The organism is Candidatus Halobonum tyrrellensis G22, assembly GCF_000495475.1.
GTDB classification, from domain to species: domain Archaea; phylum Halobacteriota; class Halobacteria; order Halobacteriales; family Haloferacaceae; genus Halobonum; species Halobonum tyrrellense.
Genome location: NZ_ASGZ01000059.1, coordinates 31863 through 55371, shown reverse-complemented (window position 1 = coordinate 55371; position 23509 = coordinate 31863). Strand labels below are relative to the sequence as shown.

At 72.1% G+C, this 23509-nt stretch carries 23 protein-coding genes; 11 read left to right on the top strand and 12 right to left on the bottom strand.

Annotation, left to right across the window (positions count from 1 at the left end):
- Positions 1 to 319: 319 nt before the first annotated feature.
- The gene (locus tag K933_RS14155; RefSeq protein WP_023395431.1) at positions 320 to 1369 is read right to left on the bottom strand and encodes an NAD(P)/FAD-dependent oxidoreductase; all 1050 of its coding nucleotides are present in this window, start codon (positions 1367 to 1369) and stop codon (positions 320 to 322) included.
- Positions 1370 to 1502: 133 nt separating this feature from the next.
- The gene (locus K933_RS14150; protein WP_023395430.1) at positions 1503 to 2669 is read right to left on the bottom strand and encodes a pentapeptide repeat-containing protein; all 1167 of its coding nucleotides are present in this window, start codon (positions 2667 to 2669) and stop codon (positions 1503 to 1505) included.
- A gap of 168 nt (positions 2670 to 2837) precedes the next feature.
- On the opposite strand from K933_RS14150, the gene msrB reads away from it, so the two are divergent.
- Positions 2838 to 3281: a peptide-methionine (R)-S-oxide reductase MsrB gene (gene msrB, locus K933_RS14145; protein WP_023395429.1), complete on the top strand. Its 444-nt coding sequence runs from the start codon at positions 2838 to 2840 to the stop codon at positions 3279 to 3281.
- Between the two features lie 128 nt (positions 3282 to 3409).
- The gene (locus K933_RS14140; protein WP_152529839.1) at positions 3410 to 3604 is read left to right on the top strand and encodes a hypothetical protein; all 195 of its coding nucleotides are present in this window, start codon (positions 3410 to 3412) and stop codon (positions 3602 to 3604) included.
- Positions 3605 to 3646: 42 nt separating this feature from the next.
- Here K933_RS14140 and K933_RS14135 read toward each other — a convergent pair whose 3' ends face one another.
- Positions 3647 to 3910 (bottom strand): DUF7385 family protein, encoded by a 264-nt coding sequence (locus K933_RS14135; RefSeq protein WP_023395427.1) that lies wholly within the window; start codon positions 3908 to 3910, stop codon positions 3647 to 3649.
- A gap of 104 nt (positions 3911 to 4014) precedes the next feature.
- Entirely contained in the window at positions 4015 to 4629 is a 615-nt protein-coding gene (locus K933_RS14130; RefSeq protein WP_023395426.1) for a translation initiation factor IF-2 subunit beta, read from the bottom strand.
- A 175-nt stretch (positions 4630 to 4804) separates the two neighbouring features.
- On the opposite strand from K933_RS14130, the gene K933_RS14125 reads away from it, so the two are divergent.
- From K933_RS14125 to K933_RS14110, 4 genes are all read left to right on the top strand, one after another.
- Positions 4805 to 6004 (top strand): redox-regulated ATPase YchF, encoded by a 1200-nt coding sequence (locus K933_RS14125; protein ID WP_023395425.1) that lies wholly within the window; start codon positions 4805 to 4807, stop codon positions 6002 to 6004.
- Between the two features lie 121 nt (positions 6005 to 6125).
- Positions 6126 to 7685, top strand: a complete 1560-nt coding sequence (locus K933_RS14120; RefSeq protein WP_023395424.1) for an ABC transporter substrate-binding protein — start codon at positions 6126 to 6128, stop codon at positions 7683 to 7685.
- Positions 7682 to 9178 (top strand): APC family permease, encoded by a 1497-nt coding sequence (locus tag K933_RS14115; RefSeq protein WP_023395423.1) that lies wholly within the window; start codon positions 7682 to 7684, stop codon positions 9176 to 9178. Before K933_RS14120 ends, K933_RS14115 begins: the two co-directional genes overlap by 4 nt.
- Positions 9179 to 9241: 63 nt before the next feature.
- A complete protein-coding gene (locus tag K933_RS14110) occupies positions 9242 to 9652 on the top strand; it encodes a pyridoxamine 5'-phosphate oxidase family protein (protein ID WP_023395422.1) in 411 nt (136 codons plus the stop codon).
- 33 nt (positions 9653 to 9685) lie between these two features.
- On the opposite strand, the gene K933_RS14105 is transcribed toward K933_RS14110, so the two are convergent.
- Positions 9686 to 10441, bottom strand: a complete 756-nt coding sequence (locus K933_RS14105; protein WP_023395421.1) for a YqcI/YcgG family protein — start codon at positions 10439 to 10441, stop codon at positions 9686 to 9688.
- A 190-nt stretch (positions 10442 to 10631) separates the two neighbouring features.
- Positions 10632 to 11267 (bottom strand): DUF1989 domain-containing protein, encoded by a 636-nt coding sequence (locus K933_RS14100; protein ID WP_023395420.1) that lies wholly within the window; start codon positions 11265 to 11267, stop codon positions 10632 to 10634.
- 150 nt (positions 11268 to 11417) lie between these two features.
- On the opposite strand from K933_RS14100, the gene K933_RS14095 reads away from it, so the two are divergent.
- Positions 11418 to 12122: a hypothetical protein gene (locus K933_RS14095; protein ID WP_023395419.1), complete on the top strand. Its 705-nt coding sequence runs from the start codon at positions 11418 to 11420 to the stop codon at positions 12120 to 12122.
- Between the two features lie 118 nt (positions 12123 to 12240).
- Here K933_RS14095 and K933_RS14090 read toward each other — a convergent pair whose 3' ends face one another.
- Entirely contained in the window at positions 12241 to 12792 is a 552-nt protein-coding gene (locus K933_RS14090; RefSeq protein ID WP_023395418.1) for a hypothetical protein, read from the bottom strand.
- Positions 12793 to 12799: 7 nt separating this feature from the next.
- Positions 12800 to 13321, bottom strand: a complete 522-nt coding sequence (locus K933_RS14085) for a metal-dependent hydrolase (RefSeq protein WP_161631428.1) — start codon at positions 13319 to 13321, stop codon at positions 12800 to 12802.
- A gap of 164 nt (positions 13322 to 13485) precedes the next feature.
- On the opposite strand from K933_RS14085, the gene K933_RS14080 reads away from it, so the two are divergent.
- On the top strand, positions 13486 to 15006 hold the full coding sequence (locus K933_RS14080) for a lipase maturation factor family protein (protein ID WP_023395416.1): 1521 nt from the start codon (positions 13486 to 13488) through the stop codon (positions 15004 to 15006).
- A gap of 14 nt (positions 15007 to 15020) precedes the next feature.
- Here K933_RS14080 and K933_RS14075 read toward each other — a convergent pair whose 3' ends face one another.
- The 3 genes from K933_RS14075 to K933_RS14065 form a co-directional block, all read right to left on the bottom strand.
- Positions 15021 to 15407 (bottom strand): DCC1-like thiol-disulfide oxidoreductase family protein, encoded by a 387-nt coding sequence (locus K933_RS14075; protein WP_023395415.1) that lies wholly within the window; start codon positions 15405 to 15407, stop codon positions 15021 to 15023.
- Positions 15408 to 15529: 122 nt separating this feature from the next.
- Positions 15530 to 16954, bottom strand: a complete 1425-nt coding sequence (locus K933_RS14070) for a WD40/YVTN/BNR-like repeat-containing protein (RefSeq protein ID WP_023395413.1) — start codon at positions 16952 to 16954, stop codon at positions 15530 to 15532.
- Between the two features lie 107 nt (positions 16955 to 17061).
- Positions 17062 to 18663, bottom strand: a complete 1602-nt coding sequence (locus tag K933_RS14065; RefSeq protein ID WP_049947889.1) for a receiver/sensor box histidine kinase — start codon at positions 18661 to 18663, stop codon at positions 17062 to 17064.
- Positions 18664 to 19032: 369 nt separating this feature from the next.
- On the opposite strand from K933_RS14065, the gene K933_RS14060 reads away from it, so the two are divergent.
- Positions 19033 to 19935, top strand: a complete 903-nt coding sequence (locus K933_RS14060) for an FxLYD domain-containing protein (RefSeq protein ID WP_023395411.1) — start codon at positions 19033 to 19035, stop codon at positions 19933 to 19935.
- Positions 19936 to 20153: 218 nt separating this feature from the next.
- Here K933_RS14060 and K933_RS14055 read toward each other — a convergent pair whose 3' ends face one another.
- Positions 20154 to 20645 (bottom strand): YciE/YciF ferroxidase family protein, encoded by a 492-nt coding sequence (locus K933_RS14055; protein ID WP_023395410.1) that lies wholly within the window; start codon positions 20643 to 20645, stop codon positions 20154 to 20156.
- Positions 20646 to 21119: 474 nt separating this feature from the next.
- Here K933_RS14055 and K933_RS14045 point away from each other — a divergent pair, with 474 nt between their 5' ends.
- Together K933_RS14045 and K933_RS14040 are read left to right on the top strand one after the other, a co-directional pair.
- On the top strand, positions 21120 to 21668 hold the full coding sequence (locus tag K933_RS14045; RefSeq protein WP_023395408.1) for a pyridoxamine 5'-phosphate oxidase family protein: 549 nt from the start codon (positions 21120 to 21122) through the stop codon (positions 21666 to 21668).
- 182 nt (positions 21669 to 21850) lie between these two features.
- Complete coding sequence (locus K933_RS14040) at positions 21851 to 23434, top strand: spermidine synthase (RefSeq protein ID WP_080509292.1); 1584 nt, start codon at positions 21851 to 21853, stop codon at positions 23432 to 23434.
- Positions 23435 to 23509 lie beyond the last annotated feature (75 nt).

The window sequence follows — 23509 nt, the reverse complement described above, 5'->3', positions numbered from 1 at the left end:
CTATCGCCGCGGTCGCGCCCGCGCTCGTCGCCGGCACGCCCCGCGGTCGCGCCGCTCGCCGTCTGTCCGTCGGGCCGGTCGAGCGGCGGGGCGGCGGGGTCCATCGCGTCCCCGGCGTTGGTCCCCCCGGAGTGAATCGGTTTCGACAGCGGCGGATTCGGACGCGGTCCGGCGGCCCGACCCGGCGTGGGACGCCCCGGCCCGACGGGTGGTCGTCCGACGGACCGCCGCCTCGGTTTCTCGATCTCTCGATCCCTCGATCCTCCGCTTCCTCGTTCCGGCCGCTCCGCGACTCTCGCCGTCTCGCGCCGACGACTCGCTACTCGACGCGGTCCGCCATCGCCTCGCCGACGCTCACGCCGTTCCACACCGCCTCGTGGACGCGCCCGTCGCCGGCGACCCAGTCGCCCGCGAGGAACAGGCCGGCTTCGCGTGCGCGCTCGATTGCCCGCTCGCTCGGGTCGGCCGCCTCGTCGGGGAGCGCGTAGCGCCACCCCTGGTCGTCGGCCCAGTCGTACTCGCGGAGGCGGTCGTCGCCCACCAGCGTCGCCACCCGCGCCGCGGCGGCGTCGGCGGCGTCCGCCAGGTCGTCGTCGTAGTGGTCGACCGACCAGTCGGGGCTCATCTGCGCGACGAGGAGCGTCTGCCCGTCGGGGACGTGCCCGGGCTTGCACTCCTCGCGCGAGAGCCAGCCGACGGGGTGGTCGTCGTCGGTGTTGACCGCGCCGTACCACGGCACGTCGAGTTCGAACCCGTAGTTCAACACGACCGTCCGGATGGTCCGATACGGGACCGCGTCGGCCGCCTCCCGCAGCGATTCGAGCGCCCCCTCCTCCCAGCCGCCGCGCCAGTCGGTCGACTCCAGCAGGTCGGCGGTCTGGGGCGCCGGCGGCGTGAGCAACACCGCGTCGAACGGGCCGTGTTCGTCGCCCGTCTCGTCGGTGGCGGTCCAGCCGTCGCCCCGCGCGAGCGACGCGACGCGGACCGACGTGCGCACCTCGGCGTCGGTGCGCGCGAGCAGGCGCTTGGCGAACTGCGTGATGCCCGCCTCCCAGGTGTACTTCGTCTCGGCGTCGCGCTCGCTCGCGGTTATCTCGCCGTCGCCGCCGAACGTCCAGACGGGGTCGGCGAGTTCGACCAGCCCCGCCTCGCCCAACTCGTGGACCAGGCCGCTCGTGCGGCCGTCGTCGTCGCCTTTCACGTAGTTGGCGCCGTGGTCGTACCGGCAGTTGTTCCGGCGGCGGGTCGCCGCCCGCCCGCCGACGCCGCGCGACTTCTCCAGGATCGTCACGTCGACGCCGGCCGCCGAGAGCGCGTCCGCGGCGCCGGCGCCCGCCATCCCCGCCCCGACGATACCGATGTGGCTCATCGACCGTTGTACGGCCGGCTCCCGGGTAGGAGTTGTGGGTCGACACGGCGCGTCGGGCACGCGGGTCGGCGGCATGGCCCCTCTCCCGGCGCGGCCCACCTTCCGGCGCGGCCCGCCCCCCGGCGCACTCCGACTACCAGGTGACGGTCCGCGAGAGGACGAACACCAACAGCGCGATGAGCACCGAGCCGAGGACCGCCTCGGTCGTCGCGAGAAAGCGCGCCCACGCCCCGACCGGCTTGATGTCGCCGAAGCCGAGCGTCGTGAACGTGACGACGCTGAAGTACAGCCCCTTGAGGAACGGGCCGGTGAAGTACCACACCGGCGCGTCCGCCGGCACGTCCGCCGAGAAGAACCCGATCGCCGACCGGTCGCTCATGGTGTCCTGGATCCCCCCGACGATGGGGTAGAGCGCCCCGAACACCGTGATCACGACCGCCGAGACGGCGACGACCCGCCAGGGGTTACTGCCGTACTCCATCACCCACCGCGACAGCTCCGACTTGACCGCGTGCCGGTAGTTGCCCGTCTCCCACGCCAGCTTGCGCCGCGCCTCCTTCTCGCGCACGTAGAACCACCGGTTCCGGGTGGGGAGCGCGTTCTCCTCGCACAACTGCTGGAGCGCGCGGTAGGTCCACGCCGCGGCCTCGTGGTGGCGGATGGTGCGCGTGTCGCGCTCGATACTCTTCTCCTCTCGCTCGTAGTGGCAGAGGTCCCCCAGCTTCGTGCTCTCGTTGATCCACGTGTCCGAGAACGCCATCTCGTACAGCGCCGCGTTCCGGATGTCGGCGTTCCGGAGGTTGGTCCGGGTCAGCTCGGAGTTCTCCAGGTTCGCGTCCTCGAACGTCGCCCCCCGGGCGTTGGCGTCGGTCAGGTCGGCGTTCCGGAGGTTCGCGCCCGAGAAGTCGGCGTTCCGGAGTTCGGCGTCCCGCAGGTTCGCGCCGCTGAGGTCCGCGCCCGAGAAGTCGCGACCCGTGAGGTCGGTACCCGAGAAGTCGCTCCGCGGGAAGCGCTTCTGGGCGAACGAGGTGTCGTCCGGCAGACTCGCGCCGCGAAAGACCGCGCCGTAGACGCCGCCCTCCACCTCCTCGAAGTGTTCCGGCCGGAACGTCGACTCGGCGGCGTCCTCGCCGTCGAGGTGCCACCGACACCGGTCCCCGTCGTCCGCGGTCTCGCGCCAGCAACACGCCTCGCTCCGCGTGGAGATCGACTCCCCTGTCTCGAACACGTACCCGCACCGGCCGTCGGGCGGTCCCTCGTCGTCCGCCCCGGCCGTCGGGTCCTCGGCGGCCTTCGACACACGCGGGCTCGGCGGGCGGGCGACATAGGGGTTCCGGCGTCAGGCGCAAGCCCGACGCGCGGGAGCACTGCCCCGGCACCGGGGAGCGTCACGGCCGACCCCGGTCGGCCGGCGGGGCGGGCGTCGCGCGGGCGTGGGGTTAACCGTCCGGAGCGCCCACGCGGAGGTGTGAGCGAGACCGACGAGACCCCGACCGACGAGCGCCGAAGCGACGAGTCGCTCCCCGAGACGGACGACGAGTGGCGCGAGCGTCTCTCCGACGAGGAGTACGAGATACTCCGCGAGCGCGGGACCGAAGCGCGCTTCTCCGGCGAGCACGTCGACCGCGACGACGACGGCGTCTACGAGTGCGCCGGCTGCGGGACCGTCATCTTCGACTCGGGCACCAAGTACGACTCGGGCTGCGGGTGGCCCAGCTTCTACGCCGCCGACGACTCGAAGGTGACCCTCCGCGACGACGACCGCCACGGGATGTCGCGGGTGGAGGTGCTGTGTGCGAACTGCGACGGCCACCTCGGACACGTGTTCCAGGACGGCCCGGAGCCGACTGGCGAGCGGTTCTGCATCAACTCCGTCGCGCTCGACTTCGAGTCGCGCGAGCGGGCGGACTGACGGGGACCCGGCGAGACACGGAGAGAGCCGGGGGACCCGGGAGGAGTCGGGGAGAGCCGGGACCGGGAGTCGGCGAGCGACGGGGCGCGTCCGGGACTCTTCGCCCCGCACCGCGAGGGACGGGAGTGGTGAGCGAGGGCGACCCGACGCTACTGGTGACCCACACGGTCGGCCCGGACCGCGGGCCGACGCCGCGCGACGCAGTTCGTCACCCCGCACACGGCGGGGTCGACCCCCGGACTGTCGAGCGGCTGGCGGTTATCGTCGCGGACGACTACGGGCGGTTCGCCGCCGACGAGGAGTTGCGGAATCGGGTGCCGTGAGCGGGCGAACGTAGACGCCCGCGAATCGTCGGTCGACGCGTCTCAGTGTGCGACCAGGAGCGTCCGGTCGTCGGTCCGGACGACACAGAGCCGGCCCGCGGGCGGGCTGTCGACCGTGAGCGACTCCCCCTCGCTCACGAGCAGTCGCTCGAACGGCCGGTCGCAGGCGGGACATCCCAACTCCGCGCGGTTCTCCAGCGTCATCGAGTCGCCGGTCTGCCGGAGGAGCTTCAGCTTCGAGCGGTAGTCGTGTACGTCGAACCCGTCGGAGACGTCGAGCCGATCCGTGGCGGTGTCCGTGCTCACACCCGCGGCTCGCGACGGGGGTACGAGTACGTGGCGGGCCGGCCATCACGCGTGAAAATCGGCTCGCGGTCGGCTGCGCTCGGTCGTCGGTCGGCGCCGTCGGCTTACGTCAGCCGCGCGAACGCGAGGTCGCCGCTGATGTTGTGGACGTACGCGTTCACCACGTCGCCCTCCTGGGCGCCGGAGACGAAGATGGTGTACTTGCCCTTCTCGGCGACGCCGTCGCCCTTCCGGCCGGTGCCGGTGATCTTCAGTTCGTACGTCTCGCCCTCCTCGACGTCGGGCCGCGACTGCTGCCGGGAGGCGGAGCCGGAGCGTTTCTCGACCGGGCGGAACGCACCACACGCCTGACACCGGAGCATGTCGATGCCGTTCTCGGTCTTGAGCACCGTGTCGGGCAGCCCGCACTCCGAGCAGGTGACGTACTCGGCGATGTACTCGTCGATGGCCTCGTCGAAGTCCGCGACCGAGAACGAACCGTTGTAGCGGGCGACGCCGTTCTCGAACTGGCCGTTCGTCCCGAGTTCGCGCTGGATCGAGCGGTGGACGTGCTCCGGTTCGCGGGAGAGGGCGTCCGCGATGGCGCCGAGGTTGGTCAGCCGGGTGAACGCGCCGTCGGTCTGACCCTCGGGGTCGGGGACCTGGAGTCGGTCGCCCGCCTCGGCGGGGCTGTCGGGGAGCGACTCGTAAGCACGGTCGAGCGCAGAATCGTAGTTCATACCCTTAATAAGGTGATCGCGGCCTAAAGGCGTTCCGAGAGACTGGTTGACGCACGTCGCGCGACCCGGTGTGACCCACGCGGTCCGGCGTGACCGACGCGACTCGGCGTGGGGGCGCGTGACACGCCGTCGTCGGGTAGAAACGCTTTCCCGCGCCAGCGGCCCAGCGGGGGTAATGAGCTACACCATCGGTCTCGTGGGCAAGCCCTCGGTGGGCAAGTCCACCTTCTTCAACGCCGCCACGATGAACGACGTGCCCGAGGGGGCGTACCCGTTCACGACCATCGACCCGAGCGTCGGCGAGGCGTACGTCGGCGTCGACTGCGCCGCCCCCGAGTTCGACGAGACCTGCGAGCCGAACCACGGCTTCTGCGAGCACGAGACGCGTTACGTCCCCGTCCGTCTCGTCGACGTCGCGGGGCTGATCCCCGGCGCCCACGAGGGGAAGGGGCTGGGCAACCAGTTCCTCACCGACCTCAACGAGGCGGACGTGTTGGTCCACGTCGTCGACTTCTCGGGGACCACCGACGCCGAGGGCGAACCCACCGAGGGTCACGACCCCCGCGAGGACATCGACTTCTTGGAAGAGGAACTCGACCGGTGGTACCTCTCGATCCTGGAGAAGGGCGTCGAGAAGTTCGAGTCCACCTACCAGGGACCGAACCCCGGCGACGCGGTGACGGTCGAGGAAGTGCTCGCCGAGCAGATGAGCGCGTTCCGCACGAACAAAGACGAGATCAAACGGGTGGTGCTCTCGCTGGGTCTCGAACTCGATCCGGGGACGTGGGACGACGACGACCGGTTCGAACTCGCCCGCGAGATACGGAAGCGCACGAAACCCATCGTGATCGCCGCCAACAAGATGGACACCGAGGCGGCCCGCGAGAACTACCGCGAGGTGACCGCCGACCCCGACTACGAGCACCTCACGGTCGTGCCCGCGAGCGCGCACGCCGAGAAGGCGCTCAAGAACGCCGCCGAGGGCGGCGCGGTGTCGTACGCGCCCGGCGCCGACGGGTTCGAGACCACGGGCGAGCTGTCCGAGAGTCAGCGCGAGGGGTTACAGCAGGTGCGGACGTTCATCGATGAGTTCGGCGGCACGGGCGTCCAGCGGACGCTCGAAACCGCGCTGTTCGACGAACTCGGGGCGAAGGCCGTCTTCCCCGGCAGCGCGAGCGGCCAGTGGAGCGGGGGACCGTTCCGCGACTGTTTCGTCCTGCCGGGCGACGCCACCGCCGAGGAGTTCGCCTACCACCTCCACTCCGACATCGGCGACGGCTTCCTCCACGCCATCGACTGCCGGAGCGGCCGGCAGGTCGCCGCCGACAGCCGGCTGGACCACCGCGACGTGGTCGAGATCGTCACCACGGGCTGAGCGGGCGTCCCGCCTCGCGACCGGGGCGTCGCTCGCGGACGCGGCGACGACCCCCGGCGAGCGACCGTCGGCGCCCCGGAGAGCCACAGTACCTAACCGTCGCTCCCGACGAGAGACGGTGATGTCCGAGCGTGACCCACACGTCAGGCGGCGGAGACTGCTCGGCGCGGCGGGGGTCGGCCTGGCCGGAACGGCCGGTCTCGCCGGCTACGCGCGGACCACGGGCGCGGCGGGGTCGGCGCGCGCCAGACTCGCGACGCTCGACCCGCCCGTGACGCTCGACCCGGTCGAGGCGGCGTCGGTCGGGTCCGAGCGCGCGGTCGAGAAACTGTTCGACGGCCTGTACGCGTACGACGACGGCCTCGGCGTCGTCCCGCGGATCGCGGACGGACCGCCCCGGCGACCCGACGCGACGACCGCGGAGGTGGACCTCCGCGCGGACGCGCGGTTCCAGAACGGCCGGGCGGTGACCCCGGAGGACGTCGCCTACTCGTTCGAGGCGCCGGTCGCGGAGGACGCGCCGACCAAGTGGCGCGTCGACCCGGTGGAGTCGGTCGAGACCGTCTCGGCGTCGACCGTCCGCGTCCACCTGAGCCACCCCTACCCGGCGCTCGACCACCTGCTGACCCACCCGGTCGTCCCGAAGGCCGAACGGGAGGCGAACCCCGAGCGGTTCGCGCGCGACCCCGTCGGCTCCGGCCCGTTCGCGGCCGCCTCGTTCACCCCCGAGAAGAAGACGGTGCTCGACCGCTGGGGGGAGTACTGGGGGGAGACGCCCCCGGTCGACCGACTCGTGTTCGCCGCCGTCGGGTCGCCCGTCACCCAGATGATGGGGCTGGCGACGAACCGCTCGGACGCGATCCAGCCCGTCTCGCCCCTGCTCGCCGGCCGGGTCGCGGACGTGACCGGCGCGTCCGTCCGCCGGCGTCCGGGGCTCCGGACGGTGTACTTCGGGTTCAACTGCAACGAGGGGCCGACCACCGACCCCGCGGTGCGGGAGGCGATACGCTACTGTATCGACGTCGACGAGGCGGTGGAGGAACTGGTCGAACCGCTGGGCCGCCGGGCGTACGGCCTCCTCCCCCCGCAGGTCGCCGAGGCGTGGGGGATGCCGACCGAGGAGTGGCGCGAGACGGCGGTGGGGCAAAACGCCGAGCGGGCGCGGCGGCTGTTCCGCGAGGCCGACGCGACGAGCGGGCAGTTGAAGATCCTGACCCCGCCCAACCCCAAGCTGAAGGAACTCGGCGAGACGCTCGCGCGCGGCCTGCGCGACGCCGGCCGCGGGGCGCTGGTGACCGAAACCGGGTGGGAGCGCTACCTCGACCGGTACGTCAGCGGGGCCGAGCGGGACTACTCGGTGTTCGTCGGGTCGGTCGCCGGCACCGCCGACCCCGACTCGTACCTCTACCCGGCCGTCCACGAGAACGTCGAGGGGCTGACCAACGGGCTGTTCTACCGCGACGAGGGCGTGATGGAGGCTATCGCCGCCGCGCGCGCGACGACCGACCGAGCCGAACGGCGGCGCCTGTACGAGTCCGCGCTGTCGACGCTGGCGGACGAACACGTCTACCTCCCGGTCTGTACGTTCGCGAACAGCCTCGCGGTCGACCCGGACGCGTCCGCGCTCCGCCTCCACCCGCTCGCGGGACGCACGCCGCGGCTCGTGGGGGGTGAGCCGTGAGCGAGACCGGCGCGGGCCGCGCGAACGACCCGAACGCCTCGGACGGCGCGGACGGCGCGAACGGGGCGGACGAGGCGGACGGCGCCGACGACGGGGGCGGGTTCGGCGTCGCCACGGCGGTGGCGCTCGGCGTCGGCGGCATCGTCGGCGGCGGCATCTACGCCGCCATCGGCATCGTCGTGATGGCGTCGGGGCTGCTGACGTGGTTCTCGTACGCGCTGGCGACGCTGGTGGTGTTCTGTTGCGCCTACTCGTACGTCCAGATGAACGCCATCACGGACTCGCAGGGCGGGTCGGTCGCGTTCATCGAGGAGGTGACCGGCCGGACCACCGTCGCGGCGGTCATCGGGTGGACGCTCGCGGTGGGGTACGTCGGGACGATGGCGATGTACGCCTACGCGTTCGGCGCGTACGGGCAGATGCTCGTCGGCGTCGAGTACGTCTGGGGGCTGCCGTTCCGGCCGTTCCTCTCGGTCGGCATCGTCGCGGTGTTCGTCGCGCTCAATATCGCGGGCGCGGGTGCGTCGGGCGCGGCCGAACGCTATCTGGTGTTCGTCCAGGCGGGCATCATCGCGGCGTTCGGCGTGGTCGGCCTCTGGTTCGGGCTCCGGACGGGCCAACTCCAGTCCGGCCTCTCCGAGTTCGGGATCAGCCCGGTCGTCGGCGCGTCGGTCGGGTTCGTCTCCTTCGAGGGGTGGCAGCTCCTCTTTTACGACCAGGGGCAGTTCGCCGACCCCCAGGAGACGCTCGAGAGGGGCGTGTTCGTCTCGATACCGGTCGCCGCCGCCATCTACGTCCTCGTCGGGTTCGTGGTCACCAGCCTGCTCCCGGTGGCGGTGGTCACCGCCCAACCCGAGGCCGCGCTGCTGTACGGCTCGCTCGAGATAAGCGCGTGGCTCGCGCTCGCGGTCGGCGTCTCGGGGCTCGTCGCCACCGCGAGCGCCATCAACTCGACGCTGCTCTCGGAGGCGATGTTCGCCAAGCGACTCGTCTCCGAGGGCATCCTCCCCGAGCGGATGGCCGCGGACGTGGACGCCGACCCCGGCGGGGCCGGCGACGACGGCGCGAACGGGGCGGAGTCGGACGACGCGGGGGACGACGGAGACGAGGGGGACTCCGCCGACGCGGGCGAGGAGACGCCGACGCGCGCGATACTCGTCATCGGCGGGTTGACGGCCGCGTTCGCCGTCCTGGGGAGCCTGGAGGCGGTGGTCGAGTTCGCGTCGCTCGCCTTCATCGCGGTGTTCGGCACGGTCAGCGGGCTGGCGGTCCTCGAACGCTCGGAGGGCGACTACTCGGTCGTCCCGCCGCTCGTGGGCGTGGTGGGGTCGGCGGCGTTCTTCGTGATGCTACTGTGGTTCCTCTACAGCCGCCTGCCCCACGTGTTCTACCTCGTGTTCGCCATCGCCGCCGTGGTGTTCGCCGTCGAGGGCCTCTACTTCGAGCGCGAGTCGATCGCGGAGGGGATCCAACGGGTCGAGCGGAACGCCTGACCGCCTGCGAGCGGTCGGCGGCCCGTCCCACACGACTTAGGCGGCGTCGGCCGAGGGGGGCGTATGGACCACCGAGACGACGGGGCCGCCGTCCCCGCCGAGGCCGAACGCCTGCTCACGGACGAACCGCTGCTCGCACACCTCGCGACGTGCGCCGACGGCCGGCCCCACGTCGCGCCGCTGTGGTACCGCTACGAGCCCGAGGGGGAGACGGTCGAACTCGTGACCTCCGGGCGGAAACTGGCGAACATCCGCGAGAACCCCCGGGTGTCGCTGTCGGTGACGAAGAGCGACGGCGGCGACCCCGCGTGGTCGGTCACGCTGCTGGGGACGGCCACGGTGGTCGACGACGAGGCGGCGTTCGAGGCGGCGAACCGCCGGATCAACCGGAAGTACGGCGCCGACGACGACGCGTGGGCGGAGAACACGCTGGTCCGCATCGACGTCGGGTCGGCGAGTTACACGACGTACTGAGCCGACGGCGGGCGGCGGCTCCCGCCGGCCACCTCACACCGTCCAGTCGTCGGGTGCGACCGGGAACTCGTCGATACGGTCGTCGTTGGTGTCGGGGAGCACGTACTGCTCCCACTCGTGGACGCCCGACGCGCCGTAGTCGCCGATGTCGGGGTGGGGCGGTATCTCGTCGTAGTCGGCGAGTCTATCGCGGATCCGGTCGCGCGCCTCCTCGCCCGCCTTCGTGTCGGGGGAGAGACCGTCGAACACCCACCGGGGCTGGATCGTGAGTTCGAGTCCGTGCGGGGTGTACCGACTGCGCCGGCGTTCGTAACACGGCGCGCGCGCCACGACGAACATCGGCTCGCCCGCGAAGCAGAACTCCCACTCGGGGTCGGCGGGGTCGGACGGCACGTCGTCGGGCCACGGCTCGGGGTCGCGCTCGCGGAGACCCGCGAGCAGGTCCCAGAACCGGTCGCGGTACGCCGCCGCCGACAGCTCCCGGTCGGGCGGTTCGAAGAACACCACGAGCGACGTGATGGACGCGATGTCGGGCGCCTCCTCGAGGTAGGCCGCGAGCCCCTCGGCGACCGTCCGCTCGCCCGCGTCGGTCGTGGGGTCGGGGGCGAACAGGTAGCGGAGGTCGCCCGTCTCGTGGGCGTCGACCGCGAAGAAGCAGGGGAACGGCGGCGCCTCGTCGGTCATCGTCTCGTCGAACGCGCGGTACCGGCGCGCCTCCCAGCCGTCGAGCCGGCCCGCCTCGACGGCGGACTCGATCGCCTCTCGCGTCCGGGGGTGACTCACGCTCACTACCGGTCCGAGGGGCCTGAGCCGGATAAATCGGGTGCCTGCCTCCGTCACGACGCGGCGGGTGCGCCCCCGCTCGTCCGCTCGCGTCCGGCGAAGCGCCGTCGAGGGTACGCGAGCGGGCGGGCCGCCGCGGCCGCGGGAGCCGCGACGCTGCGAGCGGGAGGGCCGCCGCACCCGTGTGGCCGCGACGCTACGGCCGGTCGTCGTGAACCGACGCGAGGTGGACCGCGGTGCCGTCGGGGACGTGGAGGTCGATGGGCGTGAGCGTCGTGCCGCTGGCGACCCCCTCCGCCGAACACGCCGACACCGCGACGGTCGCCGGGCGTTCGGCGCGGAACTCGACCGTGTCACCCGCCGCCGCGGGGCTCTCCCGGACGTCGAAGTACGTCTGGTCGGTCACGGTCGACTCCTGAAACAGGTTCAGCGTGTCGGGGACGCGAACGTCGAGTCCGGCCGCCGACAGCGCCAGCGAGAGGTTCTCCCGACAGCCCCCGGGTTCGTTCTGAACGCCGTCGCCGGTCGGCCGGTCGGTCAGCATCCACTCGGTACACGGCCCGAACATCACGTCGTGGACGCCGCAGTCGTCGCGGACGATGCTGAGCAGTTCCTCGCCCGCGGTGGTGTACAGCGCGTCGCCCGTCGAGAGCCGCAGTGTCCCGTTGAGGTCGCGGGTGTACGACTGGGCGAACGCCTCGTCGGGGTCGTCGCGGACGAACGCGACCAGGTCGGCGACCTGTCTCGGCTCCGGCGTCTCCACCGCGAACGTCTCGCCCGCGTCGACGCCGAACGCCCCGCCGCTCTTGGCCGGGATGCGCGTCGTCTCCATGGCTCGTCGGACGGCCCGCGGGCCGATAAACGGCGAGGCCGGCGCGGCGGACCGCGGACGACTCGCGGACCGCCCCGGGTCGCCGCCGGAGCCCGTGCCCCGCCGACCCGCCAGTATGGCTTTGCGTCTGGCGAGAGAACCGGGTAACGCATGAGCGAAGAGACCGGCACCGGAGGAGGATCGGTTGCGAAAGAGACAGTCAAGCGCGGTGCCAAGTCGGGCGCGTTCGCCGCCGCGAGCGGCGGCATCACGCTGGTGCGGGCGATGAACGCGCTCCGGAAGCGACAGTGGAAACGGGCGGGGGTTCGCCTGCTCGCGGCCGGCTTCTGGTTCGGCGTCGCGGCGGTCCAGCGCCGGATGAGTTCCGGGGGGTCGGACGACCTCGGCCCGAGCGCCGACGTCGACCAGCGGGAGGTGGTCGACACCTCGCCCGACCTCGGCGACGTGGCGACCGACGCCGACGAGGGCACCGGCACCGAGAGTCACGGCGACCCTTCGGACGTCGTCGACCCGATGTCGACCGACATCGACGAGTCGGACACCGCGACCGAACTCGACAGCGACGTCGACCCCAGCGACGTCGAGGAGCGCGACGTGGCGTCGACGGGCGTCGACGCCGAGGACGCCGCCGAGGCGACGGACGACGAGGCGGACGACGAACGGGAAGAGCCGGCACACACCGCTAACGCGCACGTGGTCGGCGAGGAGGACGGCACCGAGGCGGACGCCGACGACGAACACGCCGACGACGAACACGACGGAGCCGCCGGCCCCCGCGAACTCGACGACGACGCCGAACCCGCCATCAGCGAGTCCGCGGCGGACGACGAAGGCGAGGAACAGGCCGCCGAGTAACGGGACGTCCCGACCGCCGGTACCGCAGCCGCGGACCGACGCGCCGCGCGTCGGCCCGTCCGAACTGGCCTGAATCGACCATCGAAGCGCGCGGGTCGTGCGAGGCGTGGCTACCGAGTCACGGCTCCCACCAGACGGCGTGTTTGCCGTCGGTGCGGCGCTCCTCGTAGAGGACGCGGAACTGGTCGACGGAGGCGCTCTCGGGCACGAGAAACCCCATGTCGCCCTCGCTGACCACGCCGGGGTCCGCCTTGCCGCCGATGTACTTCGCGGTGGGGCTCTTGTTCCGTCCGGGGTGGAACACCCGCTCGCCGACGACCCCCTTGAAGTCGAGCGTGAGCGGGAGGCGCGCCTCCCGGTCGGCGATGTTCTCCGCGCGGACGTGCGCCATCGCCCACTGGTTGCCCTCGCCCGCGTCGGCGGTCTTGGCCTCGCCGTTCTCGCTCCACTCGTACGTCTTCATCATGCGCGGGTCCGACACCGTCAGCGACACCCGGGGGAACTCCACCGTCTCGCCGAACGAGCGGTGTTGCGGCTCGACCCCCTGGGGGGAGGAGACGGTCTTGGTCGGCTGACCGAGGAGTTTGTTGTCGCCCGAGTCGCCCGAACAGCCCGCCAGCCCCGCGGCCGCGAGCGTACCGGTCGTCGAGAGGAAGGTGCGTCGGTTCATAGCAGTATCAGATGTCACCGTAGTAGCTTCTGACGACGAGCGCCGCCTGGACGGTGATGCCGACCGCGAGCGTCCCGAGGTTCCAGAGGTTCGACTTGACGAACGCCACGTCGAGCAGCATCGGGGTCCGCAACAGCGGGTACATCGGCTCCAGCGGCGGGGCGATGTCCGGCGTCGTGAGCAGGTCGGCGAACACGTGCGCCAACATGCCCGTGAACAGTCCGAGCGCGACGAACCCGTACACCTGCCGGCCGGACGCCTGGTAGGCGTGGTCGTCGCGGACCGCGAGGTAGATTCCGGCGACTATCGCGCCCAACACGAGCGCCGTGGGAACGATGAACACGAGGCTGTGGGTCAGCCCGTGGTGTTCGATGAAGAAGTACCGCATCAGAACGATGTCGCCGTCCGGGAGCATCCCGGTCGACGCCGCGAGCGCCGTGAACGCCAGGTTCGCCTTGAGGTCGTCGAGGGCGAACCAGACGGGCGCTGCGAACAGCAGCGCCATTCCGATGTGTCCTGGTGACTGCACACCGGGACAACGCCGAGACGACATTAGTATCTTGTAGCCGAACAACGCACTGGTAACGTACCCGAATCTAATCGGGGTCACCATCCCGAATCGGACCGGGGTCGACCCCGCCCGAACCCGCGCCGGCCGGTACGCATTTGCGCGTCCGTCGACTCCGCCCGGGCGTGGACCTCGCCGGCGAGGGCTACTGGCTCGTCCGCCTGCTGTTCCAGCGGGGGTTGGCGGTCGTCTACCTCGCCGCGTTCGTGGTCGCGGCGCGGCAGTTCCGCCCGCTCGCGGGCGAAAACGGCCTGCTCCCCCTCGGCGAGTTCGCCGAGCGTGCGGCGTTCGGCGAGCGGCCCAGCCTGTTTCACCTCGTCCCCTCCGACCGCGCGGTGGGCGCGGCGGCGTGGACGGGCGTCGCCCTCTCGGTCGCCGCGGTGGTCGGCGTCCCCTACTGGCTCCCCGAGGCGTACGCCACGCCCGCGTCGATGCTGCTGTGGCTCGCGCTGTGGGGGCTGTACCTCTCGTTCGTCAACGCCGGACGGGTGTTCTACGGCTACGGCTGGGAGTCGATGCTCCTGGAGACGGGGTTCCTCGCGGTGTTCCTCGGCGCGGGCGCGTCGTCCCCGCCCGTGGTGGTAGTCTGGCTGGTCAAGTGGGTGCTGTTCCGCAACATGTTCGGCGCGGGACTGATCAAGGTCCGCGGCGACGACTGCTGGCGGAACCTGACGTGTATGGACTACCACTACGAGACCCAGCCGATGCCCAACCCGGGGAGCTGGTACGCCCACCACCTCCCCGACCGGTTCCACCGGGTCGAGGTGCTCGGCAACCACGTCGTCGAACTCGCGGTGCCGTTCCTCTACTTCGCCCCCCAGCCGTACGCCGCGGTCGGCGGCGCGGCCACGGTCCTGTTTCAGGGTTGGCTGATGCTGACGGGCAACTTCGCGTGGCTCAACGCGCTGACGGTCGTCCAGGCGGTGGCGACGTTCTCCGACGGCGTGCTCGCGCGGCTGGCCGAACTCGCCGGACTCGCCGGTCCCGCCCCCGCCGCCCTGCCCGTTTCGACACCCGCCACCGTACCGACCGCGACGCCGGTGTACCTCCAGTGGCTCTCGGTGTTGCTCGCGGCGGTCGTGCTCGCGTTGAGCGTCGGCCCCGTGAGGAACGTGCTCTCGGAGGCGCAGGCGATGAACGCGTCGTACGACCCGTTGAGCCTCGTCAACGCCTACGGCGCGTTCGGGTCGGTGACGCGCGACCGCTACCAGCTCGTGATCGAGGGGTCGCGCGCCGACGACCCCGCGGCGGACGACTGGACGGCGTACGGGTTCGCGGGCCAGCCCGTCCGAACGGACGAACGGCCGCCCCAGTGGACGCCGTACCACCTCCGGCTCGACTGGCAGCTGTGGTTCGCCGCGATGCGCCCCCGGCCGGGTTCCCGCCAGCGCTGGCTCGTGACCCTCCTCGAACGCCTGCTGGAGGGCGACGAGGCGACCCGCTCGCTGCTCGGCGACGACCCGTTCGGCGACGACCCCCCCGAGCGGGTCCGGGTGACGCGCTACCGCTACCGGTTCACGACGCCCGCCGAGCGGCGCGAGACGGGCGACTGGTGGGTCCGCGAGCGCGTCGGGACGTACGTCGCGCCCGCGTCGCTCGCCGACCTCCGGTCGCGCCGCCGGGGTCGGCGGGCGGCCGCGTTCTGACCTGCGGGTCGGCGCTACCGCCGCGCGGGCGGCGTCTGCGAGAGCAGTTCCCCCCACAGCGACCGCCGGTCGGCGACCCACCGGTACCCCCGCTCGCGGGCGGTCCGATAGGCGCCGAGACGGTCCAGTCGGTCCGCGACCGGGCGGGCGTGCGACCCCGCCTCGGTCCGCAGTAGCGCCCGCTCGACCGACGCGCCACAGGAGTACACCGCGTCGTCGGTCACGAGGTGTGAACAGTCCCGGTAGTCGTCGGGGAGGCGGGCGCGGAGCGCCGGCCCGAGATCGGTGTACCCCACGACCCGGAGGTCGGTCCGGCGGTCGAACGTCTCGGCCCACCACGTACAGAAGCCGCAGTCGTCGTCGTAGACGAACGTCGGCGGGGAGCGGGTGGCGTCGGACACGCGCGACCGTACGGGCGCGAGCCACTAACTTCTCCGGGGCGCGCCCCCACCGACGAGCGTGGAACGGTTCGTCGCGCTCGTCGTCGCCGGGGGAGTCGCACTGGTCGCGGGACTGTGGCTCGTCAGCCTGCTCGCCGCGGGGTCGCCCGCGTGGCTACTCGGCGTCGGCCTCGCGCTCGTCGGCGTCGCCGCGCTCGCGGCGGGTATCCGCCGGGAGCTCGCGTACTGAACGTCGCGTTACCGCTCGGCGCCGACGGGTCCACGCTCGACGACGGTGCCGTCGTCGCCGACGGCGACGGCGCGGGAGGCGCCGAGCGCCGCCCCGCGGAGCGTGACCGTCGCGAGCGCGTCCGCCCGCTCCCAGTCGGCGGCGCCGGCCGGGCGTTCGTACACCGCGCCGCCGTCGCCGGCCGCCAGCCCCCGGCCGCCAGCCCCCGGCCGCCGCTGGCCGCGACAGCCCACAGCGCGCCGTCGGCGACGCCGACGGGCGTCCAGTTCGACCCGTCGTACCGGTGGACGGTACCGTCGTCGGCGGCGACGAGACAGCCGTCGGCGGTGGCGGCCACGTCGGCGAGCGTGCCGTCGGCCGAGTCGACGCCGACCCGGTCGAACGACGCGCCGCCGTCGTCGGTGGCGAAGACGCCGTCGTTCGAGTCGCAGACGTACCCCGTCGACGCGTCCCGCAGCGTCGCGCCGGTCACGCTCGACCCGCTCCCCGGCGTCACGGGGTCGCCCCACGTCACGCCGCCGTCGCGGAACCGACCGCGGCGGATGCGGCCGGAGCCGTCGACGACGAGGACGAGTTCGCCGCCCCCGTCGTCGGCCGCGGCGACGCCCGCGAGGTTGGTCGTGTCGCCGTCGGGCGCGGAGTGGTCGGCGTGTCGCCCCGTCTTGGGGTCGACGCGGCCGACCGCGCCGCTCTCGCCCGCGACCCAGACCGCGCCGCCGGTCGCGGCGACGCCCGTCAGCGTCGTCCCGGCCGCTCCCGGCCCGTCCGAGAGCAGGGTCTCCCAGCCGTCGCGGGCGGCCGCGAGCAGCGTCCCGCCGCCGCCGACGGCGTACGCGCCCGCGTCGGTCACGGCGGCGTCGAACAGGGGGTCGTCGGTCGGTGCGTCCGCGGCGGTCCACTCCGGACTCGGTTCCGTCTCGCCGCTCCCGCCGGCCCCGTTCGCCCCCGTCGAACCGGTCGTCCCCGCGGACGCGGCGGGGTCCGCGGAGCTGGTCGACCCGGGGTCGTCCGTCCGCTCGGACCGCTCCACCGGCCGGCCGCCGTCGACGCCCGACCGGTGTCGGCCGGTATCGGCGTCGTCCGCGGCGCTCGTGGCCGTGCCGGCGCTCGACCCGTCGGCCGCCGGGAGCGAGTCGGTCAGGTAGAGGACGACCGGCGGGAGGAGGTACGCCGCGACGGCGACGACGGCGAACAGCCGGTCGACGAACGTCAGCGTCCCGAACAGCGTGAGCGCGGCGGTCGCGACGGTGTGGTACCACGTCTTCGCGTACCGCCGGAAGAACGCGACGAACCCGCCGTCGCCGTGCGCCTCTGTCATCACCGGCGGGTAGACACTTCGGACGGGCATACGTTTCGGCGGGCGCGCGACCGGCGGGCACCGCGATGTACGCGCCGCGGGACCGACGCCGGACGCCGAGCGACGGGTCAGGCGACCGCCGGCTGCGCGTCGAGTCGCTCGACGCCCGAGAACTCGAACCGGGCGCCGCCCGTCCGACTCTCGGCGAGCGAGATGGACCAGCCGTGCGCCTCGGCGACGCTCCTGACGATGTCGAGCCCGAACCCCGTGCCGGCGTCGTTCGTCGAGTAGCCCGTCTCGAACACCGTCTCGCGCTCCGCCTCGGGGACGCCGGGACCGTCGTCGGTGACGGCGAACCCCGTGTCCGTCCCCGTCACCGAGACGGTGACCCCCGCGCCGCCGTGTTCGACGCTGTTCCGAAAGAGGTTCTCCAGCAACTGTCGCACCCGGCTCGGGTCGCCCGAGACCGCCCCGAGGTCGTCGCCGAGGCGGAGCGTCGCCGACGGCCCCCCGGCGGTCGACCACGCCTCCTCGGCGACGGAGTCGAGCGGGACGCGCCGGAACTGGTCGACCGCCTCCCCCTCGCGTGCGAGCGTCAGCAGGTCGTCGACGAGTTCCTCCATGCGCGAGAGCGCCTTTCCGACCCGGTCGAGGTACCCCTCGGGGTCGCCGCCGTCCGCCTCGCGCGCGAGTTCGAGGTAGCCGTCGGCGACGTTCAGCGGGTTGCGCAGGTCGTGGCTGACGACGCCCACGAACTGGTCGAGCCGCTGGTTCTGCCGCTCCAGTTCCCGCTCGCGTTCGGCCAGCCGAGCGGTCGTCTCGAGCGACGCGACGGCGTGACCGATCGTCTCGCCGAGTTCGGCGAGCACCTCCCGCTCGCGGGCGTCGAACACGTTCTGTCGGTCGGCGTAGACGCTGAAGAACCCGTACACCGTGTCGTCGTGATAGATCGGAACGACCGACAGCGCCTCCACGCCGCGGCTCTCGAGGAGGTGTCGCCACGGCGCCATCGACGGGTCCTCCTCGGGGTTCAACACGCACTGTAGCTCGCGGGTCTCGATCGCTCGCCCCCCGGCACCGTTGCCGGTCGGCGTGTCGTCGACGGTGACGACCAGCGAGTCGACGTAGTCGTCGTCGAACCCCGCCCACGCCGTCGGGCGGACCTGGTCGGCCTGCTCGTCGTACCGGCCGATCCACACCGCCTCGTACGAGTCGGACGCGACCAGCCGGTCGCAGACCGCGCGTTCGAGTTCGTCCCGCTCGGTCCGGTTGACGAGTTCCTGGGTGGCGATACGGAGCGTGTCGTTGACCCGGTTCACGCGCTCGATCGACCGCTTCTGTTCGGCGTTCTGCACGTCGTAGACGCCGACGAGCACCCCCACGAGCGCGCCGAACGTCGCGACGTGGACGAGCGGCGTGGCCCGCTGTAACACCGGGAACCCCATCGACGAGAGCGTCGCGAACATCCACCAGCCGAACACCGACAGCGCGACGGTCCCGGCCGCCGTCCACCCCAGCAGCCGCCAGCCCGACCGGCTCTCGACCAGCCGGCCGTACGCGAGCGCGACCCCCACCCCGGTCATCACGACGGAGAGGAAACTGGGGACGGGTTCGAGAAACGAGACGGCGGCGGCGGGGATACGGAGGAAGCCGTACACGTGGTACGCCGTCAAGAGCGCGCCGACGCCGGCGATCACCGCTCCGCTCGTGCGGGTCGTTCCCCCCCTCATCTCGTCGGACTACCCCGTCGCACCTCATGTAGTTTCCGCTCGGGGTATCACGAGAGAAAACCAGCTCGCCGCCCGGGGACGGCTCCCGTTCGCCCCAACGGACGGGCAGTTCGCAAGCGACCGGACTGCCGGGGGTTTCGACTCGCAGTCGGCGTCCGCCCGTCCCGGCGGGTTCGAGCGGACCCGACGCGTCGTCTCGGGCGCGATCGCCGACCGTTCGTGTCGTTCTCTCGGTTAGAGGCCGAAGACCGGTCGGTTCCTCGTTCCGACGGCTGGTCGGGCGAGTTTTCGGCGTCGGCGTCCCGCGTCAGATCGACCGGCGAGTACAGGCCCGGAGGTTAATCGCGTGACGCCAGTAGCGTGGGTGCTATGTTCCGACGAAAGTTTCTCAAAGCCGCGAGCGGTCCGGCCGTCGTCGGCCTGACCGCCGGCTGCATGGGCGGCGAAGAGAGCCAAGCGACCGAGCAGGCGACGCCGGACGAAACCGACGCGGCCGGTGGCGACACCGCCACCGCCGAAGACACCGCCACCGACACCGAGGCGACGGAGACCACCTCGGAGGGCGACGAGGAGACAACCACGAGCGAGGGTGACGTCCCCGACATCGAGGGGCAGGTCGCCGAGGACTCCCCGGAGAACCTCGAAGTCAGCAACCGCGAACTCTACCGGACCGACGGCGGGGCGGTCGGTCTCCGCGGCACCGTCGAGAACACCGGCGAGGAGACGTACCGCTACGTCGAAGCCGAGGTGACCCTCCAGGACGACGAGGGCGACGCCCTCTACGAGTTCATCGACGAACAGGAGGAGGAGTCGACGGTCACGCTCGACGCCGGCAGCAGCTGGCAGTTCGACGTCGTCTTCGAGGAGGCGGACGACATGAGCGCCGTCACGGCCTACACCGTCGCGCTCGAGGGAGTGCTCGCCAGCGAGCTCACCCCCGGCGAGGTGGACGGCATCTACGGCGACGCCGACGAGGTCGACCCCAACCTCGAGATCACGAGCCACGAGCTCACGCGCGAGGAGTCGACCACCTACGTCACCGCGACCGTCGAGAACGCCGGCGGGGAGAACATCCAGTCGGTCGAGGTGACCGTCACGCTGTACGACGCCGACGACGGCGAACTCGACGTGTTCGACAACACCGTCGAGGAGTCGGAGGACGTCGAAGCGCTCGCCCCCGGCGAGTCGTGGGACGTCCAGGTCGAGTTCGAGGACATCGACATGCGGGAGATCGCACGCTACGTCGTCCGCGCCGACAGCACGCTCGTCTGAGGCCGACGCCACCGAGTTCCCTCTTCGCGGTTCTTTCGACGCGCTACCGACCCCCGAGCGCCAGCCGCAGCGCCCGCCGAGAGCGCGGGCCGAACGGACCGCCGGCGGGACCGACGCACGTGTCGCCGTCGGCTGGGGGTTCGACGCCGGCGGCTGACGGGTCCGTGCAAAAAACGGCGAGAACTCGGAGACCATCGGACGGGCCGCGCCCGGACGACTTACTCGGCGGCGACCTGCTGCTGGTCGAACTGCTCGGACAGCTCCGTGACCTCTTCGAGCGCCGCCTCCTCCTCGCGGAGGTTCTCCTCAAGCAGGTCGGCCGCCTCCCCGTAGCCGAGTTCGTCGGCCAGCGAGGTGACGTTGCCGTAGGCGGCGATCTCGTAGTGTTCGGTCTTCTGCCCGACGGACATGTTGTACCGGTCGAGGATCTCGCCGTCGTTCTCGCCGGCGAACTGCTCGTGTTCGTCGATCAGCTCGCCGACCACCCGGTCCTCCTTCGCTTCGGGCTCCTCGCCGATAGCCTCGAACACCCGTTCGAGCCGGTCGACGTGCCCCTGCGTCTCCTCGCGGTGCTCGGAGAACGCCCGACTGGCCTCCTCGTCTTCGGTGCCCTCGGCGAGCGTCTCCAGCGCGTCGACGAGCTGCTGTTCGGTGTCGTAGAGCTCCTGGACGCCCTGCACGAAGTACTCCTCCATGGATTCGGTCGTCATAACTGTGTTCCTCCACCTCCGGGTTGGGCGGTGAACCCCATGAGCGGCGAGGCTGAGTGTGCAGGCACTCGTCGTCGGGCCGACGCGCGGGCCCCCGGTCGGGACGCCGCGGAGCCGGCGGTTCCGGCGTCGGCTCCCGTCGGCGCGGGCGGGACCGCCGGGAGCGTGCCGGGCGGACCGAATCTCCCGCGGGGCGGCGCCGTCGTTCCGCGCGGCTCGCAAGGGCGGCCCGGGGTCGAACGGGCCGGCCCCGCGGGAGCGGTCGGGCGGCCCTCCGCTCGCGCCCGGCGCGGTCCGTACGGCCGGCGCGTGGATCGTCGGGAAGGCGGGCGAACTCGCCACGACCGAGACCGGAACCGGCGTGCTCGCGACGGACGTGATCGGGCGGATCCCCGGGGCGGTCCGGGAACGTCGGTCGGAGCCACTCGCGGGCGCGGGGCGCACACTTTTCGTCCGGCCGCCCGAATCGGACGCGTGAGCACGACCGCGTTCCGCGGGGCGTGGACCGAAGCCGAGGTCGACGCCTTCCTCCGCGAGGTGACGATCCCGGTGCGGCTCGCGACCCGCCGACCCGACGGGTCGCCGTGGCTGGTCACGCTGTGGTACCGCTACCGCGACGGCGCGTTCGAGTGCGCCACCGGGGCGAACGCCGACGTGGTGCGCTTCCTCCGGGGCGACCCGGAGGTGGCGTTCGACGTCTCGACCAACCGCCCGCCCTACCGGGGAGTGAGGGGGAACGGCACCGCGTCGCTGTCGCCCGACCGGGGGAAGGCGACGCTGCGGGACCTGATAGAGCGCTACCTCGACGGCACCGACTCCCCGCTCGCCGAGCGGTTGCTCGACGACGACCGCGAGGAGGTCCGCATCCGGGTCGAACCCGCGGTGATTCACAGCTGGGACTACACCGAGCGGATGAGCGCTCCGCGGAGCGACGAACGCGGCGACGGCGAGGGAGGAAGCGGCGCGGGCGACGACGGGAGCGGCCCGGGCGACGGGGGCGACGCGAACGACGAAGCCGGGTGAGCCCGGGAGGGTGCGGACGGCGCGAGCGACGACGAGTCGCGGCCGGGAGCGGGGCGACCGGCGGCCGCAGATCAGTTTAGTACGCGGCACCCGTCGGGGGCGTCGTGAGCACGGCCCCCTGGCGCGAGTGGCGTCGCCCGACGAAACCCGAGGCCGCGGTGTTCGTCTCCGGCGTGGTCAGCATGGGGCTGGAGATCCTCGCCGGCCGGATGATCGCCCCGCAGTTCGGCAGCAGCATCTACACGTGGGGGAGCATCATCGGCGTGTTCCTCGCGGCGCTCAGCTACGGCTACCACCGCGGCGGTAAGCAGGCGGCCGCGCGGGCGACGAACGAGCGGATGGCGCGTGCGTTCCTGTTGACCGCGGCGTACGTCGCGGGGTTGGTGGTGGCGGGCGACCTCCTGCTCCGGTCGACCGCGGGGTTCCCGCTGCCCAGCCGGTTCGCGTCGCTGCCCGCGGTCGCGCTGCTGTTCGGCCCGCCGACGTACCTCCTCGGGTTCGTCAGCCCGTACGCCGCGGAACTCTCGACCAAGCGGGACCTCGGCGAGGCGTCGGGGCACGTCTACGCGCTCGGCACCGTCGGCAGCATCGTCGGCGCGTTCGCGACGACGTACGCGCTCATCCCGGCGTTCGGCATCGACCAGATCGCGTTCGTCTTCGGCGCGCTGTCGGTCGCGACGGCGGTCGGTCTCTACCTCCCCGACGTGGGCCGCGACCGGGCGGCGGCGAGCGGCGCCGTCGCGGCGGTGCTGGTCGTCGCACTCGCGGGCGGCGCGGCCGGCATCACCGTCGAGGGGCGCGTCGTCCACGAGAGCCAGACCCCCTACCAGGAGCTCCGGGTGGTCGATTCGGTCGACACGCGGACGCTCTACCTCGACGGCCAGCGCCACAGCGCGATGGACCTCGAAGAGCCGTACCGCCACGTGTTCGACTACACCCGCTACTTCCACCTCCCGCTGTTGATGACCGGCGACGTGGACCGGGTCCTGTTCGTCGGCGGCGGCGGGTTCACCGGTCCCAAGCGGTTCGTCCGCGACTACCCGAACGTCACCGTCGACGTCGCCGAGATAGACCCCGAGGTCGTCTCGACGGCGAAGGAGTACTTCTCGCTCGAGGAGTCCGACCGGCTGAACGTCTACACCGAGGGCGGCCGGCAGTTCCTCCGGGAGACGAACCGCACGTACGACCTGGTCGTCCTCGACGCCTACCGGAAGGACAAGGTGCCGTTCCAGCTCACCACCGTGGAGTTCATGCGGCTCGCGAGCGACCGCCTCGACGACGACGGCGTGCTGTTCGCCAACCTGATCTCCGCGCCCACCGGTCCGGCCTCGGAGTTCTACCGCGCGGAGTACAGGACGATGAGGCGGGTGTTCCCGCAGGTGTACGGCTTCCCGACGGCCGGCGGCGGGATCGTCCAGAACGTCGAGGTGGTCGCGACGAAGAACGCGACGCGACTCACCGAGGCGGAGCTACTCGCGCGGAACGACCGACGCGACGTCGGCGTAAACCTGAGTCGGGAGATACGGAGCTACCGGTCGCCGCCGCCGACCGACGGCGTGCCGGTGTTGCGCGACGACCACGCGCCGGTCGACAGCCTGCTCGACCCGATGGTCGGCCAGCGGTACGTGATCCAGGAGACCGAACCGAACGCGACGGCCGACGCGACGACGCCCGCGTCGGTCGCGGCCACAGGCCCGCCGACACAGGTGGCCCGCGAGTCCGACGGCTCCGCCCCGCCGTCTGCGCGGGCGGTCCGGTCGGGGTGAGCGCCGGGCGCCCGCCCTCCTTGTCGCGCCCACGCACCCGTTCGCGCTCTCGCTTCCGTCCGCTCCGGCGGGGGT

What these genes read in the sequence shown, in the direction of transcription:
- K933_RS14125 (WP_023395425.1), top strand. Translation starts at nt 4,805, where the DNA reads ATGAGCTACACCATCGGTCTCGTGGGCAAGCCCTCGGTGGGCAAGTCC.
- K933_RS14110 (WP_023395422.1), top strand. Translation starts at nt 9,242, where the DNA reads ATGGACCACCGAGACGACGGGGCCGCCGTCCCCGCCGAGGCCGAACGC.
- K933_RS14070 (WP_023395413.1), bottom strand. Translation starts at nt 16,954, where the DNA reads ATGACAGAGGCGCACGGCGACGGCGGGTTCGTCGCGTTCTTCCGGCGG.
- K933_RS14060 (WP_023395411.1), top strand. Translation starts at nt 19,033, where the DNA reads ATGTTCCGACGAAAGTTTCTCAAAGCCGCGAGCGGTCCGGCCGTCGTC.
- K933_RS14120 (WP_023395424.1), top strand. Translation starts at nt 6,126, where the DNA reads ATGTCCGAGCGTGACCCACACGTCAGGCGGCGGAGACTGCTCGGCGCG.
- K933_RS14095 (WP_023395419.1), top strand. Translation starts at nt 11,418, where the DNA reads ATGAGCGAAGAGACCGGCACCGGAGGAGGATCGGTTGCGAAAGAGACA.
- K933_RS14055 (WP_023395410.1), bottom strand. Translation starts at nt 20,645, where the DNA reads ATGACGACCGAATCCATGGAGGAGTACTTCGTGCAGGGCGTCCAGGAG.
- K933_RS14100 (WP_023395420.1), bottom strand. Translation starts at nt 11,267, where the DNA reads ATGGAGACGACGCGCATCCCGGCCAAGAGCGGCGGGGCGTTCGGCGTC.
- K933_RS14155 (WP_023395431.1), bottom strand. Translation starts at nt 1,369, where the DNA reads ATGAGCCACATCGGTATCGTCGGGGCGGGGATGGCGGGCGCCGGCGCC.
- K933_RS14040 (WP_080509292.1), top strand. Translation starts at nt 21,851, where the DNA reads ATGGGGCTGGAGATCCTCGCCGGCCGGATGATCGCCCCGCAGTTCGGC.
- K933_RS14090 (WP_023395418.1), bottom strand. Translation starts at nt 12,792, where the DNA reads ATGAACCGACGCACCTTCCTCTCGACGACCGGTACGCTCGCGGCCGCG.
- K933_RS14065 (WP_049947889.1), bottom strand. Translation starts at nt 18,663, where the DNA reads ATGAGGGGGGGAACGACCCGCACGAGCGGAGCGGTGATCGCCGGCGTC.
- K933_RS14130 (WP_023395426.1), bottom strand. Translation starts at nt 4,629, where the DNA reads ATGAACTACGATTCTGCGCTCGACCGTGCTTACGAGTCGCTCCCCGAC.